Below are 21,339 nucleotides of genomic sequence, written 5' to 3' on the forward strand. Positions count from 1 at the left end.
GCGATACTGCCTGTAGTCAGTCTTTTTGAATGAGCAATTTAACCGTGAGCCATGTTTTACCGCTTCACCGCAGTATTAGACGAGTATGTGATTATATAGATCACAACCTTGATAAACAGATGACTGCAACACACTTAAGTGAGGTCGCCGCTTTATCGAAATACCATTTTCATCGGCTGTTTGTGGCTAGTACCAATGTTACTGTGAGCAAATATATATTACTCGCCAGATTGAAGCGTGCGTCGTTTGAACTGGCCTTTGAAACCGATATTAAAATTATAGACATTGCCCTTAAGGCGGGCTTTGACAGTGCAGAAGCATTTTCTCGTGCATTTAAGCGCACATTTAGCCAGACCCCATCCGAATTTAGAAAGCAACCACAATGGCCTCAATGGCACCGTGTATTTGAACAGACAGCACATAAGCCAATAGAAAACACACTCAACGTAGACATTGTGACATTTCCTAAAACTCAGGTTGCAGTGCTTGAACACCGAGGTGCGCCTGAACGGGTATATGAAACTGCAGGAAAGTTTGTAAATTGGCGAAAGTCAAGCGGGTTATCACCCATTTGCTCTAGCCTTACATTTGGTCTTCCTAATGGAGATCCGAGTGCGATGCCAGCCAGTGAGTTTAGGTTTAAAATAGCAGGGTCGGTTGCAAAGCCCATTCCGAGTAATGACTTTGGTGTGAGTAATGCAGAGATCCCGTCCATGCGGTGTGCCAAGGTAACACATCAAGGCAGTCACAATACGCTTGAACACACTATCTATATGCTTTATCAGCATTGGCTGGTGGATAGCGACGAACAGCCCGCGGCTCACCCCTGCTTTTTTCAATACTTAAACCTGATCCACGAAGTAGATGAATGCGATTTACGCACAGACATATTTTTACCACTTTGCTGATAAGCGGTAAAAATACGGCAGAGTCTATGCCTGTAACAGCAGGCGTTAGTTTGTGTGTAAAACCCCTTTACAAAATGGCAACGCGCTGAGGCGTTGGTAGTACTTTACTAAGTTTGGAAATTCAGCGAGTAAGTTGAGATCACCAGGTAACTGCATATGATAACCAAGCATGGGTAAAATGAGAGCATCGGCTAAAGAAAACTGCTCGGTGATTAAAAAGTCACGCTCTGCGAGCTGAGTATTGATAGTTTGCAAAGTGTTCAAAACAGCCGGCTGCGCGGTTTTAAGTTTTTCAAAATTAAGCTCTCCGTTAGGGCCGCTCGGATTTTTAATCTCAATAATATAGTCAGTGATCAGCGCACGAAAAGCATAAATAGACAGCATACTGGCCCACGCATCTATGTGAGCATGTTTTTGTGGGTCAATATCAAATACCGTGGCTCCACCACAATGCTCTAAGTAACGCGCTATGGCATTCGACTCAGGCAAAATAAAGTCACCGTCAATTAAAATTGGCACCTTTTTATAAGGATGTAATTTTAACAAACTATCGTCACCGATGGTCAAAGGGTGCCCTTCATGTTCAAGGCTCAATTGGTAAGGTATACCTTTATAGTTGCACACGAGTTCAATGCTTTTTACAAAGGTGGAAAAGTCAGGGCCGATAAGTGTGATGGTGTTCATTGTATGTCCTTTTGTATGTTTAATGATTGATCTCATCATAAAAAGCATGACAATATGTTCAAGAACATATTTTAATTTAAGAGAAAATAATGCCTTGGGATGCAAATCATAAACACCAATCTCGACAACGTATTTTAGAAGCCGCAGCTCAGTTATTTGTAGCGAGGGGGTTTGATGGGGTAGGTATTGACGACGTAATGCAGCAAGCGAATATGACCCGAGGTGCATTTTACAGCCACTTTAAATCTAAATCAGAGCTGTACCATGAGGCAATCCCCGTCGCGGGTTTTATAGCAAAAGAACAACTTGAAGCAGGGTGCAGCAACTCGTTTAACTTATTAAAGCATAACTATTTGAATCAGCATAAAGGCGCTGACGATACACAATTTTGCCCAATTGCCTTACTCATTTCAGACATTCGCCACCGAGATCCAGCCATTCGTAAAACGTATGAAAAAGTGTTTGCAGGGTTTGTAGAGTATATAAATAGCCATGTAAATGAGCGCAGCGCCGCATTAGCGCAAGCAGCCACCATGATAGGCGCCGTCGCACTCGCGCAAACCTTAACAGACGAAAGCTTAAAAGCGGAGTTACTCGCCGCATGCGAGGCCGCAACTCGGTGTGAACAAGAGTGAGATTACTGTACGTAAATTACGATATAGCACTTCAGCGCACGTTATGTCATGATGGGTTTGGTTAGGCTAAAAAACCACCTTTAATTTTCGCTCTTTAAAAAATACCTCTAAATCAAAGTGTTAAACAATGGCGCGTTTTATAAGGTAAAAAAACTAATTTAAACGTAACACATTGATATACATTACCTTGGTGTAAAAATCGCATTGTCCACTGCCGCACAGGCAGCTTAGGTGCCTAGGGGCTGGGCGTTTTATGCCTGGTACTAGTCCACTGCCGCACAGGCAGCTTAGGTGATGAGTGACCGAAACGCAGTTTCGCAGCGCGAAGAAGTGAGGTCATGGATGACCGATGTAACCCAGCTCCATGGACGGATTTAAAACGCTGAGGTTAGTTTTAGCAAAGGCTGTAGTGACTACTTTTTGGACCCTGAATCAAGTTCAGGGAGACGAAGGAGTGGTTATGTTATGAACTGTCGCAAAGGTAGTTTGATGTGTTTGGGTAAGGTGCAATGAGTTAAAAGGGTAAATACCCTTTAAAAACCCTTTATTTTTCGCTCTTTAAAAAGTCACTATAAAACAGCAAGTTACAATTGGTCGTTTTTTATATGGTTAAAATAGTATTTTGGCCGTAACGACTTGTTGTAACTTATTTTTATGATGATAGTCTATTGTTCACTGCCGCACAGGCAGCTTAGAAAAGTATCGTTTGCAACTAACAACGCTATTTTTTGTTCACTGCCGCACAGGCAGCTTAGAAAATCAACCCCAGACCGTTCTGGTACAGATCCCAGTTCACTGCCGCACAGGCAGCTTAGAAACATACCATCATCTATCATGTGATAACCCATACGTTCACTGCCGCACAGGCAGCTTAGAAATTCATCCCAATTTTCCCCGTATTACTTTGCTTGTTCACTGCCGCACAGGCAGCTTAGAAAACTCGTCACACCAAAATTTATACCTGGCGCAAGTTCACTGCCGCACAGGCAGCTTAGAAAATTTCAGCAAGTGCTGCAATGGTGCTTTGTAGGTTCACTGCCGCACAGGCAGCTTAGAAATCCTAGGTCTAAACCCGCTAAGTTTGTATCCTGTTCACTGCCGCACAGGCAGCTTAGGCGATGAGTGACCGAAACGACGTGTTTTGCAGAGGGTGCAGCGCGAAGAAGTGAGGTCATGGCAGGTTTTTTGTTCCCGACAAAACCTAAGTACCTGCATCCATGCAGGCAACGACCGATGTAATCCAGCTCCATGGACGGCTTTAAAACGCTGAAGTTAGTTTTATCTATTCACTGCCGCACTGGCTGTAGTGACTACTTTTTGGATCCTGAAACAAGTTCAGGGAGACGAAGGGGGGGACGTTGTGTATATGCGCGGCATAAAGCCTCGCCAACGAGTGAGGCCCACACAGTTCGTCTTTCTGACGAAGGTCAGAATCCATGATTTGAACGTATTAGACTAAACTGCTTTGCTTAACTCATAGACCCTGAATCAAGTTCAGGGAGACGAAGGGTGGTTATGTTAGCGCACTGTCGTCAACGATTAGCTCTAATTATTCGCGGCATAAAGCCTCGCAAACGAGTGAGGCCCACATAACTCGTCTTTCTGACGAAGGTCAGAATCCATAGGTTGGTCACGAAAATACGGTATTTTGTCGTGGATCAATGATCTTATGATTATATTTTGATACATTAAATTAACTTAAAATTCACCAAAAGTGATTTATGCAAGCTAAGGAAGAGCAGTATTTTAGGTATATTGAAGCCGTGTTGTTTTGGCAAGCAGAAATTCAAACCGGTGTATTTCAAGATAAGTTTAAACTTTCAAGACCCAGTGCTCGGCGGTACTTAACAGACTATATTGAACGCCATGGTATTGCCGCAAAGTACGATGAATCAGAAAAAGCGTATATATTGGCAACCCCCTTTACACCGAGTTATATTTCTCAAGACTTTTCTGAATATGCGCATTTGATAGGGGAGCAGTATGTGCACCAACTCAGTGCTTCACCGATCAGCGCTCTGGCTTTACCTCACCGTAAACTTAACCCCATTATTTTGAGGCCTATTCTTAACGCCTGCCGCCGGCAAAGCGTGCTCGATATTTGCTACCAGTCAATAAAAGAGGGAGGCGAAACTGACCGGGTAATTCGCCCACATACATTGATCAACTCAGGGCTACGTTATCATTTACGGGCATATTGTGAGAAAGCGCAGGGGTTTAGAGACTTTTCTCTGTCGCGAATAGTGTCTGCTGAGCCTGAGTTTAAAAGCAAAGCGAAGCAATATAAAAAAGATGATACCGCTTGGCAGCAAGAAGTGACGTTAACTATTATGCCTGACCCAAGGTTAAGCGAATACGCACAGCATGTTATTGCACACGATTTTGATATGCAAAACCACAAAAAATACCTTAAAACCAACGCGGCACTTGTTAATTACTTAATAAGTATTTTACGCCTAGACGTACAACATCCAAACCCAGAAGCACAGCAAATTGTGATAGAGCCAGATTGCTATCGAACTCTGAGAAAGCAAAAGCTACTGTGGAATTAAGCAACCTATAAAAAAATTAACTGGTCATATTAGCAGCATTGTAGACGTTACTTTTTATCAGTAAATTATTGCAACACCTAAGGAAGAGGGAAAGCAATGAACGATTTTAGCCCATCAGACTTAAAAACAATTTTGCACTCTAAACGAGCCAACATGTACTACCTCGAATATTGCCGTGTAATGCAAAAAGATGGCCGAGTGCTGTATTTAACGGAATCGCTTTCGAGTAAAGGGAATGAAAATCAGTATTTTAATATTCCCATTGCTAACACCACCGTTGTACTGCTTGGTAATGGCACATCCATTACTCAAGCGGCAATGCGTATGCTTGCTCAAGCCGGGGTATTAGTCGGTTTTAGTGGTGGCGGTGGAACACCGCTACATATGGCCTGTGAGGTTGAATGGTTTACGCCTCAAAGTGAATATAGGCCCACTGAATACTTACATGGTTGGATGCAGTTTTGGTTTGATGATGATAAGCGTTTGGCGGCTGCAAAGCAGTTTCAACAAGCACGCATTGTGTATTTACAAACCGTATGGCAAAAAGATCGAGACTTGAAAGGCGAGGGGTTCGACTTTAACAGCTCGCAAATACAAACCGCGCTCGATACGTTTCATACCCGAACCGATGCCGCCAAAAAGCAATCTGATTTATTACTTACAGAAGCCCAGTTAACTAAAGTACTTTATAAATACGCAGCGAATAATACCCATGCACAGGGGTTTACCCGTCAACATCAACCCGACAAAAATAACACCAGCAAAGCCAATGACTTTTTAAATCATGGAAATTATTTGGCTTACGGCCTAGCAGCAAGTTGTTTATGGGTGCTCGGTATACCGCATGGCTTTGCGGTGATGCATGGAAAAACCCGAAGGGGAGCTTTGGTATTCGATGTAGCTGATTTAATTAAAGACGCGGTAGTTTTACCTTGGGCTTTTGTATGTGCCAAAGAAAACGCCACAGAGCAAGAATTTCGTCAGCAAGTATTACAAGCCTTTACCGATCATAAATCGTTAGATTTTATGTTTGATACGGTAAAGCAAGTTGCACTACAAACATACACCAAAGAGCACATTGAGGCCAACCAATTATGATGGTCACATTTGTATCTCAATGTGAGAAAAACGCTCTCAAGAAAACTAGGCGGGTACTTGATGCATTCGCTAACCGAATTGGTGACAACACATGGCAAACTTTGATCACAGAAGATGGTCTCTTAACGGTTAAAAAAATGCTGCGTAAAACAGCCAGCCGTAGCACTGCGGTGAGCTGTCATTGGCTAAGGTCTCGTTCGAGAAACCAGTTGCTGTGGGTGGTGGGGAATAAGAATAAGTTTAATGCTGAAGGGTTAGTGCCTGTTAATTCAACGCGTAACAATTTACTGAGAAGCGATCTAGAAAATGATTGGCACTATTTACCCTTGATAAAGGCGCTAGCTGCGGTAACGTCTTTATTGCATGACTGGGGGAAATCAACAACTCTTTTTCAAGAGAAATTAAAGCCCGACAGTAAATATAAATGTAAGGGTGATCCTATTCGTCATGAGTGGATATCTTTATTGCTATTAAGGGCATTAGTTTTTTCTTATGGTAGTAAAAACGACACACATTGGCTAGAAGCGCTCAGCAAGGGAGCTATTGATGAAACTATGTTAAAAAATAGCGTATGTGAACCAGTAACAAAGCCGTTAGAAGGGTTACCTCCTATTGCAAAACTGGTCGCGTGGTTAGTTGTTTCCCATCACCGTCTGCCATTACCTAGTAAAGATAATTGTAAAGATTATTTATCTGAAACGGCTGAGTCTTTAGATCAGGCTCTTGATAGGATAACTCAACACTGGGGCTATCAAAATCGCTTTGATGAAGAAGAGTATCAAAAGCGTTTGGTACAGTGTTTCGATTTCCCCAATGGATTAATTAGTAACTCCAAGCTCTGGTTACATCAAATTAAAAAGTGGTCAGCTAGATTGCTTTTAAATCATAAGCACGGAATTAAATGCATTGAGACGGGGTGTTACCGTCTGATCCTTCACCATACTCGATTGTGCGTGATGCTAGGTGACCATTATTATTCATCACAGCAGGCTGATAAAAAGTGGAAAAATACAACGGGGCTGTTTGCAAATACAGACCGTACAACTAATCAATTAAAACAGAAGCTCGATGAGCATCTTGTCGGAGTCATGTGCAGTGCATTACATACAGCTCATTTATTGCCAGCGTTCGAGATAGAGCCTCCGTTAGCACAAGACATAAAAAGCTTATATAAGAGAAGCCCTAAGCCGTTTCAATGGCAAGATAAAGCTGTTGATAAAATTATAATATGGCGTGCCCAAGAGGTTGCTGAAAGTCAAAAGCAGTATGGCTTTTTTACTGTGAATATGGCAAGTACTGGGTGTGGTAAAACGTTTGCAAATGCCAAAGTTATGCGTGCGCTTTCTCGTGATGGGCAGAGTTTACGCTTTATTTTGGCACTAGGCTTACGCACATTAACTTTGCAAACAGGCGATGAATATCGTCAAAGAGTTGGGCTTGATAGTACTGAACTGGCTGTATTAATTGGGTCTAAAGCTGTTATGGAATTGCATAACAGCAAGTCGATAGGTGATGAAGGGCAAGTCTTTGAAAGTTCGGGATCAAGCTCACAAGATAGCTTGCTAACAGAAGAAGTTGACTTTGAATGTGATATTCCAGAAAAAGGGCTGGCGACTGTTTTAACTTGTGCTCGTGATAAGCAGTTTCTATATGCACCTGTTTTGGCTTGCACAATTGACCACATTATAGCGGCAACGGAAACAAAACGGGGTGGGCGATACATTTTACCATCATTGAGATTAATGTCGTCAGATTTAGTAATAGACGAAATTGATGACTTTACAGGCGTTGATTTAATAGCGATTGGCCGCTTAATTCACTTGGCTGGAATGTTGGGCCGTAAGGTGATGATATCGTCTGCAACGATCCCACCATCATTAGCGGAAGGTTATTTTAAAGCCTATAGAGATGGCTGGCAGGTTTATTGTAAAACACGCAGTGCGAATGCGGTGATTGGTTGTGCATGGATAGATGAATTTGCAACACAGGTAACCAGTAATAAAACACAGGAATTGCCAGATGCGATAAGCCAATACCGCAAAGAACACACTCAATTTATAGAAAATAGGGTAAGAAAATTAGTTCAACAGCCTTCTTTACGTAAAGCTGATATTAGTTATTGTCACGATATTATAGAGCGATATCGAGATCAGAATCAGCAACAAGAAAGTGTCATTGAGCATAAGCAAGCGGCTTACTTTAATATCATTGCACAAAGTGCGCTTAACAAACATAGCAATCATCATTTTACTGATCCAGTTTCACAGCTGAATGTCTCTTTTGGTGTAGTGCGTATCGCTAATATTCAGCCATGTACTGAATTGACTCGATACTTGTTGGAACATAATTGGCCAAGCAATATCCAAGTTCGGGTTATGGCGTATCATAGTCAGCAGGTTTTACTGATGCGGTCGATACAAGAGCAGCATTTAGATAAGGTGCTAAAAAGAAAAGAATCTCCGCCACAAGCACTGGCAGACCCCGTTATCCGCAATCATTTGAATAATATCAAGCAAGATAATTCAACAGTTGAACATATCATGTTTATATTGGTTGCAACGCCTGTTGAAGAAGTTGGTAGAGATCATGACTTTGATTGGGCCGTTATAGAGCCATCGTCTTATCGCTCTATTATTCAACTATCAGGACGGGTGAGACGACATAGAAGTACTGAGGTAACCCAACCTAATATTGCGTTATTACAATATAACTGGAAGGCGATTAAAAATAGCCATAAAGAACGCTCACGAGTGTTTCACAGACCAGGCTTTGAAAGCTATTGTAATCTAACTAGTCATGATCTTGAGCAGTTAATTGATGTACCACAGGCTGCTGAGCGCTTAGATGCCATACCAAGAATTAAACAGCCTAGTCATATCAATGCAGGGTATGTATATAGAATGACAGTGGCTAATAATTTGGTTGATTTAGAGCATGCATCTACACTGCATACTTTGGCATATTATACCTCTAATAAAGATAAGGGAGCACAAACGAATCCTGCTTCTTTGCAAGGGTGGTTAAATAAAGAGTGGTTTTTAACTGCACTACCTCAGCAGCTTGCTCCATTTAGACAAAGTGAACCTACGTTAAAAATATTCTTAGTCTTTGATGAATACCAATCGGAAAGTCGATTTTGTGAAAAAGATGATAAAGGATATGCCGTTAATAGAGAAAATATACTCAATATTAAGCGAGTGAAACTCAGCGAGTTAGCAACATCAAGGGTGTGGCTCGTGAGGGATTTTGATCAAACTTGCATTGAGTTTGCTGAGCGAACAAGTGACTCATACTCGCCGTTGAGTCAGCGATTGATCTCATTAAAATATGGAGAGTTGAGTTTTCAGTTTAATGAAAAGTACCAATACGCTTATAACGATCAACTAGGTTTAGTGAAGGTTTAATTGAGAAAGCCAAAGCAAATATGCTTTGGCTTGATAAGCTGCCTGTGCGGCAGTGAACATATTGTACTGTACTGCATTTTCTAAGCTGCCTTTGTGGCAGTGATAGCATGATATAGCTAAATTACAATCAATACAATTTCGCCATATAATTTAAATTAAATATGTACTGTATTGCATGGTGTTGATTTTTTGTTTCGTATTAGTTAGGATGGTTAAAAATCGAGCCACTGAGAGTAATTCATTGTATGGATAAACGTTATGTGATTACCGAGACAGAAACTGAAACGATAACAAAGAGTACCATTAAAACTAAGGAAGTTACATTAAGAGACAAGAAAAATGGTGACGTAGGTATATCAAAACTGCAAGAAGTGGAGCGCTTACTGGGCGTTGGTGAGCGTATAAAAAAGTACTTATTTTCGTTAAAGCAATTGTTTGTATTTAAGCAAATAGGAAGGAACGATGATTGATGAAGCAATAGATACTTTCTTTGAAGAAAGAAAAGCAGCTTGGCTTAAAAAGAATATAAAGGCGTCATTCTCTGATGATGAAATAAAAGATAAGCATATGGAGTGTGAGACTATTTTTAGTCTACGGGTATGGTTACCCAATGCAGCAAAAAGGGCGGGGCAAATATCGATTTCTACCCACCCTTGTACATTTAGTCACCCAAGTGCAAGGAAGAATAAAAATGGCTACGTCAGCTCAGTTATTGCTAAAAGTGAACGCTGTAACGATGGTTTTTTACGCTCAGGTAATGTGGCTGTGCAGGCGGATGCGTTAGGAAATGCAGCAGCTCTAGATGTATATAAGTTTTTAACGATTGTCACTGAAAATGGGCAAACGTTACTTCAACACTTAGAGCAAGATAGTAATTTAGCAATAAATCTGTTTAGAAGTACGGCGATGAATGAACCTTCAGATTATGAAGTATTAAAAGAAGGTTTGCTAGCAATGATAGCACCGAGCGAAGAGGTTGTAACTAGTTCAAAAATAAAGCAAGTTTACTTTCCAATAACAGATGAAAGTAAGCATACTCAACCTTACCATCAACTTTCATTATTGACGGCTTCAGGTATTGTTTTTGAATTACGAAAGCGCTTGGATAACATGCGCTTTGGTGATGAGGTTAAGCAGGCGAGAGAGCAACGTAAAGCGAATCAAGTTCATCAATCACATCAAGAAATCATCGACTTGACAACTATTGGTTATGGAGGAACTAAGCCCCAAAATATCAGTGTGTTAAATAACCAGCATGGTGGAAAAGCACATTTATTGATGAGTATGCCACCAAAATTGAAAAGCAGAGACCTCCATTTTCCGACGAGCGATTTTTTCTCTCAAACGGTGCGTTATTCACAGTGCATAAAGCAGTTTCAAGCGCTTCATAAGCTGTACCTTTTACCAAATGAATATCATAACAATATGCACACCCGCTCAGAACGTGATGAATTGTATCAAGAGGTAATCGATCATGTTATTGAGCAAATGTTTACGATAAGAAGTGTTTCTATTGAACAGTTTAATAAGCTTACTTCGACGTTGCCAGCAGCGCAAAGAATTTGGCTTTGCCATGACAAAGTAACGGAACGATTGACGAGCGATAATTGGTTGGAAGCAATATGCAACTCAATTGTCAGTTTTTTGTTTTATGGCTATGAACGTACTTTGGGTAAAAAAGCGATTAAATTCAGTGATGGTGAATACCTCAAGATGCAAGAAATAGTGTTAAAAAATAAGGAGATTTTACGATGATTGGGGAAGTTAAAAAATTGCTGATCATCCCTCATTTGCATATACATAATGCGAACGCATTATCGAGCCCTTTTACGATTGGCTTTCCTGCAATGACTGCGTGGTTGGGTGCTGTGCATGCACTGCAGCGAAAGTTAAATGTAAAAAATATTCCTGTTAAGTTTAACGCGGTTGGCGTTGTTAGTCATGACATTGATTTGCAAACTTATAAAGGCGAGAACGATTTTGTCCACTCGATTATAGGCACTGCAAACCCCTTAGATAAGACTGGAGCACGTTCAGCATTTATTGAAGAAGCGCGTTGTCATTTGGATGTTAGCCTACTGATTGAGTTTGACGATATAAGTGTTGACGAACGAGAGCAGCTATTAACCGAGATGACACACTTACTGCATGCAAAAATGAAAATTGCGGGGGGGGATATAAAGGGCTTTCAGCCGCCATTTTGTTTAAATGCTACCGAAGGTAATGATGAGGAACTACAACACGTACAACGCAGTTTAATGCCAGGTTTTGTGTTAATTGAACGAAGGGAATTAATGATGGCCGCGATGGGAGGTGGGCAGGATGCATTAACGGCTTTAACTGAGTACCTAACGATTCATCATAGCTGTGAAGTAGACGGAAATGGTAACGTTACGTGGAAAAAACACCGAAAATTAGCTGATGAAAAGTCTGTAGGCTGGATTGTACCTATAGCAACAGGGTTTTATGGTATTAGTGCGCAAGCAGAGGCTAAAAACCAGAGGGATCCTGACACGCCGCACCGCTTTGCTGAAAGCCTAGTCACTTTAGGCGAATTTAAAATGCCGCATCGGATACATTTTGTTGAACAAATGCTCTGGCGTTACCATACCCAAGATGATTACTACTTGTGTCAGCAAAAACACTTTATGGAAGCTGAAGACCCAGATCTAAGCGAAGCAACAATCGAATCAGAATTTTAATCATTTACAGAAAGGATAATCACCATGGCTAAAAAAGAAAATATAGCATCAGTATTAGCGTTTGAAAAAAAATTGGTTACCAGTGACGGGTATATGTATGGCACTGCGTGGAATAACCGTAATGAAGTACAGGCATTGAATTTAACTCCAAAGTCTGTAAGAGGTACAATCTCTAACCGTTTAAAAGCAGCTATTAAAGGCGACCCCGCGAAGCTGAATGCCGAAGTTGAAAAACCTAACTTGCAGAAGGTGGATGCGTGTGCTTTGTTGCCTGAGCAAGATACACTTAATTTAAAATTTACTATAAAAGTTTTGGGTGGTATTACTGAACCTGCTGCGTGCAACAATGCACAGTTTAAACAAAGTTATCGCAATGCCGCATTAGGGTATATTGAACAGCATAAATTTACTGAATTAGCACATCGATATGCGACCAATATTGCAAATGCTCGATTCTTATGGCGTAACCGAGTTGGTGCTGAAAATATTGAAGTTGTTGTATCTGCAAGAAATAAGTATGTAGAAAAAAAATGGACATTTGATGCAAAACAATTTAGCACCAAACATTTTGACCACAATGATGAAAAAATAGCTGAACTAGCAAGTCATATAGCAAAGGCTCTAGGTAGTGAAGAAGACTTTTTACTGCTTGATATTGATTGTTTTGCGCAAATAGGAAGAGCGCAAGAGGTGTACCCAAGTGAAGAGTTAATCCTTGATAAGGGGAAGGGTGAGAAAAGCAAGAAGTTATATGATGTAAAAGGCATTGCAGCAATGCACTCCCAAAAACTGGGTAATGCGTTGCGCACCATTGATACTTGGTACCCTGATTTTTCTGATCCAGATAGCAGCGCGGGTCCCATTGCTATGGAACCTTATGGCGCCGTAACGAATTTAGGAAGAGCCTATAGAACACCAGCAGCTAAACAAGACTTTTATACTTTCTTTGATGCATGGGCTCGAGGTGAAAAGTTGCAATCAATCGAGCAAGAGCATTATGTTATGGCTATTTTAGTGCGTGGTGGTGTATTTGGTGAAAGTGATAAGTAAGGAGGAAAGATGAAATATTACCTCGATATTACTTTATTGCCAGATGCTGAAACTAACCTTGGTTTTTTGTGGCACAAGGTTTATCAACAAATACATATCATGTTGGTTGAACATAAAATCAGTGATAAAAATTCTGAGATTGCTTTGTCATTTCCAAAGTACCGCCATTTAGGCTCATCAGATAAAGATAGTAAAGTATTTCCATTAGGAAATAAGCTGAGAATGTTCGCACAAACATATGAGAAATTAGATGGCCTAAAGATAGCACAGTGGTTAAATCGTTTAGATGATTATGTCCATATCAAGGCTATAAAAGAAGTACCTAATGATGTGACAGAGTATGCCTACTTTAAGCGTAAGAACTTTAAGTCACCGGCAAAACTAATAAAAGAAATAGATTCGCGAGCAGCAAAAATTGCCGCCAAAAATGGTTTTGATTTGGCAAAAGTTAAAGAACGTTTAATGGTATCTATAACAAAGCTTGAAGAGCGTTCAACTTTACCTTATATCAACTTACGTAGTCTTTCATCTGATAAATTACTCAGTGCAGAAGATCGAAAAAAGTTTTTGTTGTTTATTGAATGCGAAATTGTCACACAACCACTTAATCAAATAGGTTTATTTACATGTCATGGCTTAAGCCGACGTTCTGAAGAGGAGCAATCGGCAGTGCCTTGGTTTGAAGGGTAATAATACCCTTTAAAAACCCTTTATTTTTCGCTCTTTAAAAAGTAACTATAAAACAGTAAGTTACAATTGGTCGTTATTTATATGGTTAAAATGGTATTTTAGCCGTAACGACTTGTTGTAACTTATTTTTATGATGATAATCTATTGTTCACTGCCGCACAGGCAGCTTAGAAAAAGACTTCACTAACCTACGGTTTTATAAATACGTTCACTGCCGCACAGGCAGCTTAGAAAAGTCGCAATTATGGGCTATGAAAATATACGACGTTCACTGCCGCACAGGCAGCTTAGAAATTAGCAGCATCAGGGCTTATACCACCACCTGAGTTCACTGCCGCACAGGCAGCTTAGAAATGACCTTGCAACATTCCAAACAATGCGAAGTGGTTCACTGCCGCACAGGCAGCTTAGAAATTGCTGCATCGCCTTACTTGCACAGCATAAAAGTTCACTGCCGCACAGGCAGCTTAGAAAAATTAGCCACTCTAGGCGCACATAACTACATGGTTCACTGCCGCACAGGCAGCTTAGAAAGCGAGCGCGGTTGTGGTAACAGAACAACAGAGGTTCACTGCCGCACAGGCAGCTTAGAAAACGCTTGAACAAAATTGCGCGGTGGTACTCAAGTTCACTGCCGCACAGGCAGCTTAGAAACATACCAGACAGCACATTACCCAGCCCAACCAGTTCACTGCCGCACAGGCAGCTTAGAAAAATACGCAATTGCTATCACTGCTTGCTGGCGCGTTCACTGCCGCACAGGCAGCTTAGAAAATTCTAGGCGCACATAACTACATGCTAACCCTGTTCACTGCCGCACAGGCAGCTTAGAAAGTGCTTAGCAATGTACGCGCTTTACGTTCAATTGTTCACTGCCGCACAGGCAGCTTAGAAATGCAGAATATTTGAGGGTGAATACGAGTATTGGTTCACTGCCGCACAGGCAGCTTAGAAATACACACCACCAAGCCCCGTCAATCAACCCTCGTTCACTGCCGCACAGGCAGCTTAGAAATTTCTGGCTTGCGTATGTCGATAATACATTGTGTTCACTGCCGCACAGGCAGCTTAGAAAGCGCAAATATGCGCCGGTATACCCGGCTAAAAGTTCACTGCCGCACAGGCAGCTTAGAAACAATTAAGCAGGGTGATAACGAGATCACAGAAGTTCACTGCCGCACAGGCAGCTTAGAAAGCTCTGATTACGATTGGGTTGGTGAAGCAGAGGTTCACTGCCGCACAGGCAGCTTAGAAAGTATCAGCAAGCTTTGCTAGCTCTTCGATTATGTTCACTGCCGCACAGGCAGCTTAGAAAAATGGGGTCGTTTGCGGCCACTTCACCTAATAGTTCACTGCCGCACAGGCAGCTTAGAAAATTTGGGGACAATGGCGAGATGGTAGAAGTTCGTTCACTGCCGCACAGGCAGCTTAGAAATAAAATAGGACTTGCAGTTATGGTTACTATTTGTTCACTGCCGCACAGGCAGCTTAGAAATAACTTCAAAAATCTAGCTTCATTCGGCCTTTGTTCACTGCCGCATAGGCAGCTTAGAAAGCCCATTTAACACCAGCCTAAATATATGTTCGGTCCACTGCCGCACAGGCAGCTTAGAAATTAGCCTCTGCGACCGTATCTTGTATTTTTACGTTCACTGCCGCACAGGCAGCTTAGAAAAGGTCAATTGCTCACAATTCCTTTATCAATCGGTTCACTGCCGCACAGGCAGCTTAGAAATAAGGGTTGCTATACAGTCGATATCCGCTCTAGTTCACTGCCGCACAGGCAGCTTAGAAAATTGTTTAAATTTCGATAAACTCTTACCTTGTGTTCACTGCCGCACAGGCAGCTTAGGTGATGAGTGACCGAAACGAAGTTTCGCAGCGCGAAGAAGTGAGGTCATGGATGACCGATGCGTACTAAGCGCGGCATAAAGCCCCGCCAACGAGCTAATTACCTGCATCCATGCAGTTAACGACCGATGTAATCCAGCTCCATGGGCGGATTATTCACGCTATATTGGATGCTTTATGGACCCTGAAACGAGTTCAGGGAGACGAAGGGGGGTTGCATTGTGGCGCGCGGCATAAAGCCCCGCCAACGAGTTAAGTACCTGCATCCATGCAGGCAACGACCGATGTAATCCAGCTCCATGGGCGGATTATTCACGCTATATTGGATGCTTTTTGGACCCTGAAACGAGTTCAGGGAGACGAAGGGTGGTTGCGGCGGACCTAAGTACTTGCATCCATGCAGGCAACGACCGATGTAATCCAGCTCCATGGGCGGATTATTCACGCTATATTGGATGCTTTTTGGACCCTGAAACGAGTTCAGGGAGACGAAGGGTGGTTGCGGGCTAAGTACCTGCATCCATGCAGTTAACGACCGATGTAACTCAGCTCCATGGACGGATTTAAAACGCTATATTGGATGCTTTTTGGACCCTGAAACGAGTTCAGGGAGACGAAGGGTGGTTGCGGCGGATATGTACGCGGCATGAAGCACAGTTCGTCTTTCTGACGCAGGTCAGAATCTACTGAGAGATAAGCGCGGCATAAAGCCCCGCCAACGAGCAAGGTTCCAAACAACTCGTCTTTCTGACGCAGGTCAGAATCTACTGAGAAATAAGCGTGGCATAAAGCCCCGCCAACGAGTAAGGTGCCAAACAACTCGTCTTTCTGACGTAGGTCAGAATCCATTGTTTTAGTGAGTTACGGTATGCGTTTTGCCTATATTTAATGCAGATGCTTTGCAAAGGATATGTAAAATGAAAATCGCTAACCAAGCTTATGATTATGCTCACTATCAAGTTAAATCACCTGCAGCACCTGATACGCAAAAAAGCGGAAAGAGTGCGCCGCTTGAGGCAAAAGCTGCGGAAAAGGTGGGCCAGCAACAGTATGACTTTTCTAATATGACACTGAAAGAGCTGTCTTCTGCGTCACACGCTTTATATGAAGACGGAACGTTGTCTTTAGGTCAGCACGCGGCGTTGTCTCTGAATTATGGGGCAACAAAAAATGGCTTAAATCAGGCAAGTGGGGAGGTGTCTTTGGCGCAGCTACAATCGGCAGAGAACACCAAGGTTGATGTGATCGCACTGCAAAAAGAGCGCTTGCAAACCCAGATGCAAAATGGCGCGCCGAGCACGCAAATACAATTTTCAAAAACGTTGATAAATACTTTAGAGAGCTATCAATATGGTGGTGGTGGTGGTCGCTTTCATGTGAGCGCTTAATAAGGTTACTTTTAGCAAAGAGCGCTGTTTGGAGTGCCCTGTTTCTGAACATGCTATTTCATCACGCTATTTCATCACAATAGTACTTTGCAGCGGATATGTGCCGTGTTTGCTTTGAGGTCGAGCGGTCTGCTGCTTTAGTGGGATCTGCATGATGCTTTTTTATATCACTGGCTACTTTTTGCGTTGTGGTGCCGTGTTCGGTCTCGGTGCTGGCATTAACCTTGGAGTGAGTAGGGCAACGGTGCTGTTGAGAATACATAAAAAACCAAATGTGTCTTCGTCTTTGTGTCATTCTTTTCATTGTGCAAACCCTTTGCATGAGCTGTTTTATTGAGCATTGACCGCGCTTTTTATAAGCACGGTGAACACGCCATTTAACGCTTATTTAAATAGCATATAAGTACGCAGCCGTCACAGTATTTTGTATGAATTATTTTCTATCAAATGATGGCGCCAGCTCATGATGCTGGCTTTTGCAATAAGGTGTCGGTTGGCAATGTGACTTCGACTAAGGTCCCTCTATTAAGCTCACTAAAACATTTTATGGTGCCGTTAAAGTGTTGATGCACAATGTTGTAGGCAATGCTTAAGCCAAGGCCAATTGCCCCATTCTCTATGGATGTGGTGAAAAAGGGATCAAATATTTTATCGATACGTTCTGGTGAAATACCTTGGCCATTGTCTTGGCAACGAATAATAAGGCGTTGGTCGCTAATGTAATAGCTTAAGCGCACTTCTTTGATTGTTTGGCCTTTAAAGGCGTGTTGTAGCGCGTTATTAATTAAAATCAGCAAGACTTGATTTAAAGAGTTGGTATTTGCATATATTACTAGCGGTGTTTGTGTGTCTAAACACAGTGTTACATTTTGCAATGTGGCTTGCGTTGCGGCCACCGCAATGACTTGTTTACACAGTTCAGGTAAATCGATATGTGAGACCTGTGTGTCGCTGCTACTGGCGGCGACTTGCTTAAATTGTTGGATCAACTCGGCGGTTTTATGCAAGTTAGGGGTCATTAACGCATGGGCTTGCTGATAACGGTCGATAAACCCTTCTAATGTCTGGCGCTTTAATTGATTATTGTTAAAGTCATCTTCGAGGGCTTTAAAGCTCTCATCTAGCGTTGAAAGTGCTGTCATTGAAATACCCAGAGGGGTATTTACCTGATGCGCCACACCAGCAACAAGATGGCCGAGGCTGGCCATTTTCTCTTGCATAACGAGCTTTTCTTGGGTGGCTTTGAGTTGATCTACACTGACTTTTAATTGTTCGTGTACTTCTATTAAGTTTTGATGAGATTTGGCGTTTGCTAACGCAATTGCCGCGTACGAGGCGAGTGTTTCAAGTATGGTGATGTCGTTTTTAGAATAACTGTTTTCTCTGAAACTTTGCATGCCAATAACGCCAATCACTTGTTTTTGTATACTCATAGGCACATAAATCATTGAGACCGCTTGCGCGCCTGTTTCACCATTGCTCAGGGTGTGCTTGGCAGAGTCTGGATTTGGGTGATACAAGTCAAATTGCTGATCATAGTTACTAATTAAAATACTTTGGTTTTTTATGGCGCAATGCACGGCAAGCTGCCCACGGTTATCCAATGAACGCTTGTAGGTATCAAAGCGTACGCCTTGCTCTGTCGCAAATTCAAATATTAAGTGTTCGCGGTCAGAATCAATTAAGCCTATGCCAAAGGTGTCGGCACAGGCAATGCCAGCCATATGTTCATATATATCGTGAAAGACCTCATCTAAAGTGAGGTGACTGGTAAATTGGCGACCTATTTTATTGATTGCGGCTAATTCTTGGGTGCGTTGCCCGACTAATGTTTCTAGGTATTTGGCTCGGGCCTTTACTATGTCGATACGCCATTTAAATAGTGCACTGATCAATAAAATGATGCTCAGCGCAACGAGCAGCTTGAACCACTGTGTTTGCCAAAAAGCAGGCATCACGCGAATAGGCAGTGTTAATGGTGCAATGTGACCGGTGACAATATTATACTTGGCGCGCACCTCTAGCTGGTAGCGGCCGGGGGTTAAATTTGTATAGCTGATCCAACGGCTATTCTCATCCAGTGTATGCCAATCAGTGTCTAATCCGTCGAGCCGATATTCATAGGTAATGTGTTTAGAGTACACTAAGTCAATGGCTGCAATTTGCGCGCTAAAAGCACGGCCATTTGACTCAAGTATCGGCACTGTATTAGTGGGAACGGTGACCGTTTTACCGCCTTGCAGCCATTTACGAATGACGATTTCACTTTTATGATCGGGGGGCATATAGTCATTGGGCTCAACAATAAGTACGCCGCGGGTGCCCCCAAAAAGCATGGCGCTGTGGTTGCTTTGCGCAAATGAGCCAAGCCAAGCAGTGCCGATATTTGACCCTTCATCGGCACCATATTGGTGTAATTGTTGTTTATCAAATTCTAAAATGGTTGCGCCACTCCATAGCCTGCCGCTTTCATCCATGAGTGCATTGCCCCCGGGCTTGGCTCCCCCTAATTTCATATCGTGTTGTCTGTCTAAAAACTGCGGGGTATCTGCGTTGGCGTCGAGTATTTCATCAAAGCCAGTCGAGGTGACCACATAGAGCCCCTCTTTTTTATTGGTGATCATACCCAATACGTAGTTATTACTAATATTGCTATTGTGAGCGCTAAACTGCTCAAATAATGTGGCATTGGGTTTGAATCTAAAGAGACCGAGATGACACGCTACCCATAAATTACCAAACTTGTCTTCATATAAATTGGTAATGCTATCAAGTAAGGGTTGGTTGTCGGGTTTATTTATAAAATCACAGCGGGTGAGGTTGGCGTCAATTACACATGCGCCTCGGTTGGCTCCCACGGCAATACGACCATCGCTCATGGCAAGTAAGCGAAACAGTGACACCGATTGCAGCCCCTCTATTTTTTTGGGTATCGCAACGTTATTGGGTATATCAAGCAGCATGAGCCCTTGAGCATGAGTACCTGCCCATACTCTGCCGCTGCTATCCTGTGTTAATGAAATTACACTGGTCAGTGCTTCCCCTGTGCTTGTATGAGAAATATGAGCAATTTTGCCCATACTTGGGTCAAATACGTCAATCCCACCATTTTTACTGCCAAATACCCAGTATCCGTTATCAAGGGTGGCGACTGCGCGAATATTACCGTTACTCAGTCCTACATCGGTTATCAATGAGTGGCGAATATGGGCAAAATGACCTGTGCCATTTAAGTCTAAGCGTTGCAATCCTCCTCCCCAGCTACCCACCCATAAAGAGTCGTCAGGCCCCTTTATTATTTTACCTACGTCGTTAAATGTGAGGCTAGAAATATTAGAAGGATCGTGTACAAATTGGCGTAAAAACGTCTGTGATTTAGCGTCAAATAACCAAATGCCTTTGCCATAGTTTGAGGCCCATATATGCCCATCTTCAGCCAGCACGGCATTTCTAAAATACGACTTTTGAGCTGCGGGAGGTATGTTCTTAGGCGCTGTAACTTGTGTTTTACCATCCCAGATCCACATACCGCGATGGGTGCTTATCCAAAAATTGCCTTGATCATCTGAAATAATATCTCTGACATTTAAATGAGCAACGGCATCTATGGGCTGGGCTATGTTATTTTTAATTTCAACAATACCATAAGTACCGGCAATCCAGATCACGTTAGGGCTGGGCTCAAAAATGCTGTAGGTAACCCCTTTTAGGTTTTGAGGCAAGGGGTATTGTTGGCTGGTTTGCCCTGTGGCATCGAGCTTATTAACGCCTTTATCGTGCCCAACCCAGATTGATTGCTGCGAATCGACAAATACACTACGCAGTGAATTACTGACAAGTTTTGCTGGTACGGTGGTGGTATTAAAGCGGGTTATTTTTCCATTTTTGGGGTTTAAACTGGCAAGTCCATTGCTGCGTGTTGCCAACCAAATTAAGCCACTTTTCTGCTCAGCAATACTAAAAATGTACATACCTGGCAGGCTGTTAATATCATCTTTGTTATGTTTATAACGACTAAAGTGATAGCCGTCGTATTCAACTAAGCCACTTTGAGTGGTGAGCCACAGCACGCCATTTTGACTGACAAGCCCTGAGGTGATCACCCCATTGATAATTTGTTCTTCGTCATCAATGTTTTGAAATACAGGTTGGCTAAAGGGGTAATGTACCAAGGGGCTGGCAGAGGCGTAGCCAAATGCACCAATGGCCAGTGTTAACTTAAGCATCGCTGTTAGAACAATATTTACATAGTGGCTTTTCATCCATGCAAAAGAGCGAATATGCACTGGTTTTCTCTTCATAGTTATTACCCTGCTCGGGATCATCAAAGTATAAGCTATCAGTGTCAAATGCCAATTATTGCATCATCTAAAATTC

At 42.3% G+C, this 21,339-nt stretch carries 14 protein-coding genes and 2 CRISPR repeat arrays; of the genes, 11 read left to right on the forward strand and 3 right to left on the reverse strand.

Annotated elements, in window-relative coordinates:
- Window positions 1–29 precede the first annotated feature (29 nt).
- Complete coding sequence (locus PCIT_RS21590; RefSeq protein ID WP_052023339.1) at window positions 30–908, forward strand: AraC family transcriptional regulator; 879 nt, start codon at window positions 30–32, stop codon at window positions 906–908.
- 45 nt (window positions 909–953) lie between these two features.
- On the opposite strand, the gene PCIT_RS21595 is transcribed toward PCIT_RS21590, so the two are convergent.
- Window positions 954–1,592, reverse strand: a complete 639-nt coding sequence (locus PCIT_RS21595; protein ID WP_010364325.1) for a glutathione S-transferase family protein — start codon at window positions 1,590–1,592, stop codon at window positions 954–956.
- Between the two features lie 89 nt (window positions 1,593–1,681).
- On the opposite strand from PCIT_RS21595, the gene PCIT_RS21600 reads away from it, so the two are divergent.
- The 10 genes from PCIT_RS21600 (at window position 1,682) to PCIT_RS21645 (ending at window position 16,962) form a co-directional block, all read left to right on the forward strand.
- The gene (locus PCIT_RS21600; protein WP_010364322.1) at window positions 1,682–2,227 is read left to right on the forward strand and encodes a TetR/AcrR family transcriptional regulator; all 546 of its coding nucleotides are present in this window, start codon (window positions 1,682–1,684) and stop codon (window positions 2,225–2,227) included.
- A gap of 670 nt (window positions 2,228–2,897) precedes the next feature.
- A CRISPR array of direct repeats spans window positions 2,898–3,345; the repeat unit is 28 nt; unit sequence GTTCACTGCCGCACAGGCAGCTTAGAAA.
- 603 nt (window positions 3,346–3,948) lie between these two features.
- On the forward strand, window positions 3,949–4,779 hold the full coding sequence (locus PCIT_RS21605) for a helix-turn-helix transcriptional regulator (protein WP_010364320.1): 831 nt from the start codon (window positions 3,949–3,951) through the stop codon (window positions 4,777–4,779).
- A 96-nt stretch (window positions 4,780–4,875) separates the two neighbouring features.
- Window positions 4,876–5,877: a type I-F CRISPR-associated endonuclease Cas1f gene (gene cas1f, locus PCIT_RS21610; RefSeq protein WP_010364318.1), complete on the forward strand. Its 1,002-nt coding sequence runs from the start codon at window positions 4,876–4,878 to the stop codon at window positions 5,875–5,877.
- Entirely contained in the window at window positions 5,874–9,281 is a 3,408-nt protein-coding gene (cas3f, locus tag PCIT_RS21615) for a type I-F CRISPR-associated helicase Cas3f (RefSeq protein WP_010364317.1), read from the forward strand. The genes cas1f and cas3f overlap by 4 nt, the downstream gene beginning before the upstream one ends.
- 245 nt (window positions 9,282–9,526) lie before the next feature.
- Window positions 9,527–9,751: a hypothetical protein gene (locus PCIT_RS21620; RefSeq protein WP_010364315.1), complete on the forward strand. Its 225-nt coding sequence runs from the start codon at window positions 9,527–9,529 to the stop codon at window positions 9,749–9,751.
- On the forward strand, window positions 9,744–11,036 hold the full coding sequence (gene csy1, locus PCIT_RS21625) for a type I-F CRISPR-associated protein Csy1 (RefSeq protein ID WP_010364313.1): 1,293 nt from the start codon (window positions 9,744–9,746) through the stop codon (window positions 11,034–11,036). Before PCIT_RS21620 ends, csy1 begins: the two co-directional genes overlap by 8 nt.
- Window positions 11,033–11,983, forward strand: coding sequence for a type I-F CRISPR-associated protein Csy2 (gene csy2, locus PCIT_RS21630; protein ID WP_010364311.1), 951 nt, complete (start codon window positions 11,033–11,035; stop codon window positions 11,981–11,983). The genes csy1 and csy2 overlap by 4 nt, the downstream gene beginning before the upstream one ends.
- A gap of 24 nt (window positions 11,984–12,007) precedes the next feature.
- Complete coding sequence (csy3, locus tag PCIT_RS21635) at window positions 12,008–13,033, forward strand: type I-F CRISPR-associated protein Csy3 (protein WP_010364308.1); 1,026 nt, start codon at window positions 12,008–12,010, stop codon at window positions 13,031–13,033.
- Between the two features lie 9 nt (window positions 13,034–13,042).
- Window positions 13,043–13,723 (forward strand): type I-F CRISPR-associated endoribonuclease Cas6/Csy4, encoded by a 681-nt coding sequence (gene cas6f, locus PCIT_RS21640; RefSeq protein WP_010364306.1) that lies wholly within the window; start codon window positions 13,043–13,045, stop codon window positions 13,721–13,723.
- 146 nt (window positions 13,724–13,869) lie between these two features.
- Window positions 13,870–15,578: a CRISPR direct-repeat array (repeat unit 28 nt; unit sequence GTTCACTGCCGCACAGGCAGCTTAGAAA).
- Window positions 15,579–16,491: 913 nt separating this feature from the next.
- Window positions 16,492–16,962 carry a hypothetical protein gene (locus tag PCIT_RS21645; RefSeq protein WP_010364302.1) on the forward strand — a complete coding sequence of 157 codons (471 nt, stop codon included), beginning with the start codon at window positions 16,492–16,494 and terminating at the stop codon, window positions 16,960–16,962.
- A gap of 61 nt (window positions 16,963–17,023) precedes the next feature.
- On the opposite strand, the gene PCIT_RS21650 is transcribed toward PCIT_RS21645, so the two are convergent.
- A complete protein-coding gene (locus PCIT_RS21650) occupies window positions 17,024–17,266 on the reverse strand; it encodes a hypothetical protein (protein WP_010364300.1) in 243 nt (80 codons plus the stop codon).
- Between the two features lie 157 nt (window positions 17,267–17,423).
- On the reverse strand, window positions 17,424–21,263 hold the full coding sequence (locus PCIT_RS21655; protein WP_010364298.1) for an ATP-binding protein: 3,840 nt from the start codon (window positions 21,261–21,263) through the stop codon (window positions 17,424–17,426).
- Between the last annotated feature and the right edge of the window lie 76 nt (window positions 21,264–21,339).

Source organism: Pseudoalteromonas citrea, from assembly GCF_000238375.3.
GTDB lineage: Bacteria > Pseudomonadota > Gammaproteobacteria > Enterobacterales > Alteromonadaceae > Pseudoalteromonas > Pseudoalteromonas citrea.

Excerpts from the sequence above, each read along its gene's own strand:
- PCIT_RS21590 (WP_052023339.1), top strand. The coding sequence starts at position 30 with ATGAGCAATTTAACCGTGAGCCATGTTTTACCGCTTCACCGCAGTATT.
- PCIT_RS21595 (WP_010364325.1), bottom strand. The coding sequence starts at position 1,592 with ATGAACACCATCACACTTATCGGCCCTGACTTTTCCACCTTTGTAAAA.
- PCIT_RS21600 (WP_010364322.1), top strand. The coding sequence starts at position 1,682 with ATGCCTTGGGATGCAAATCATAAACACCAATCTCGACAACGTATTTTA.
- PCIT_RS21605 (WP_010364320.1), top strand. The coding sequence starts at position 3,949 with ATGCAAGCTAAGGAAGAGCAGTATTTTAGGTATATTGAAGCCGTGTTG.
- cas1f (WP_010364318.1), top strand. The coding sequence starts at position 4,876 with ATGAACGATTTTAGCCCATCAGACTTAAAAACAATTTTGCACTCTAAA.
- cas3f (WP_010364317.1), top strand. The coding sequence starts at position 5,874 with ATGATGGTCACATTTGTATCTCAATGTGAGAAAAACGCTCTCAAGAAA.
- PCIT_RS21620 (WP_010364315.1), top strand. The coding sequence starts at position 9,527 with ATGGATAAACGTTATGTGATTACCGAGACAGAAACTGAAACGATAACA.
- csy1 (WP_010364313.1), top strand. The coding sequence starts at position 9,744 with ATGATTGATGAAGCAATAGATACTTTCTTTGAAGAAAGAAAAGCAGCT.
- csy2 (WP_010364311.1), top strand. The coding sequence starts at position 11,033 with ATGATTGGGGAAGTTAAAAAATTGCTGATCATCCCTCATTTGCATATA.
- csy3 (WP_010364308.1), top strand. The coding sequence starts at position 12,008 with ATGGCTAAAAAAGAAAATATAGCATCAGTATTAGCGTTTGAAAAAAAA.
- cas6f (WP_010364306.1), top strand. The coding sequence starts at position 13,043 with ATGAAATATTACCTCGATATTACTTTATTGCCAGATGCTGAAACTAAC.
- PCIT_RS21645 (WP_010364302.1), top strand. The coding sequence starts at position 16,492 with ATGAAAATCGCTAACCAAGCTTATGATTATGCTCACTATCAAGTTAAA.
- PCIT_RS21650 (WP_010364300.1), bottom strand. The coding sequence starts at position 17,266 with ATGAAAAGAATGACACAAAGACGAAGACACATTTGGTTTTTTATGTAT.
- PCIT_RS21655 (WP_010364298.1), bottom strand. The coding sequence starts at position 21,263 with ATGAAGAGAAAACCAGTGCATATTCGCTCTTTTGCATGGATGAAAAGC.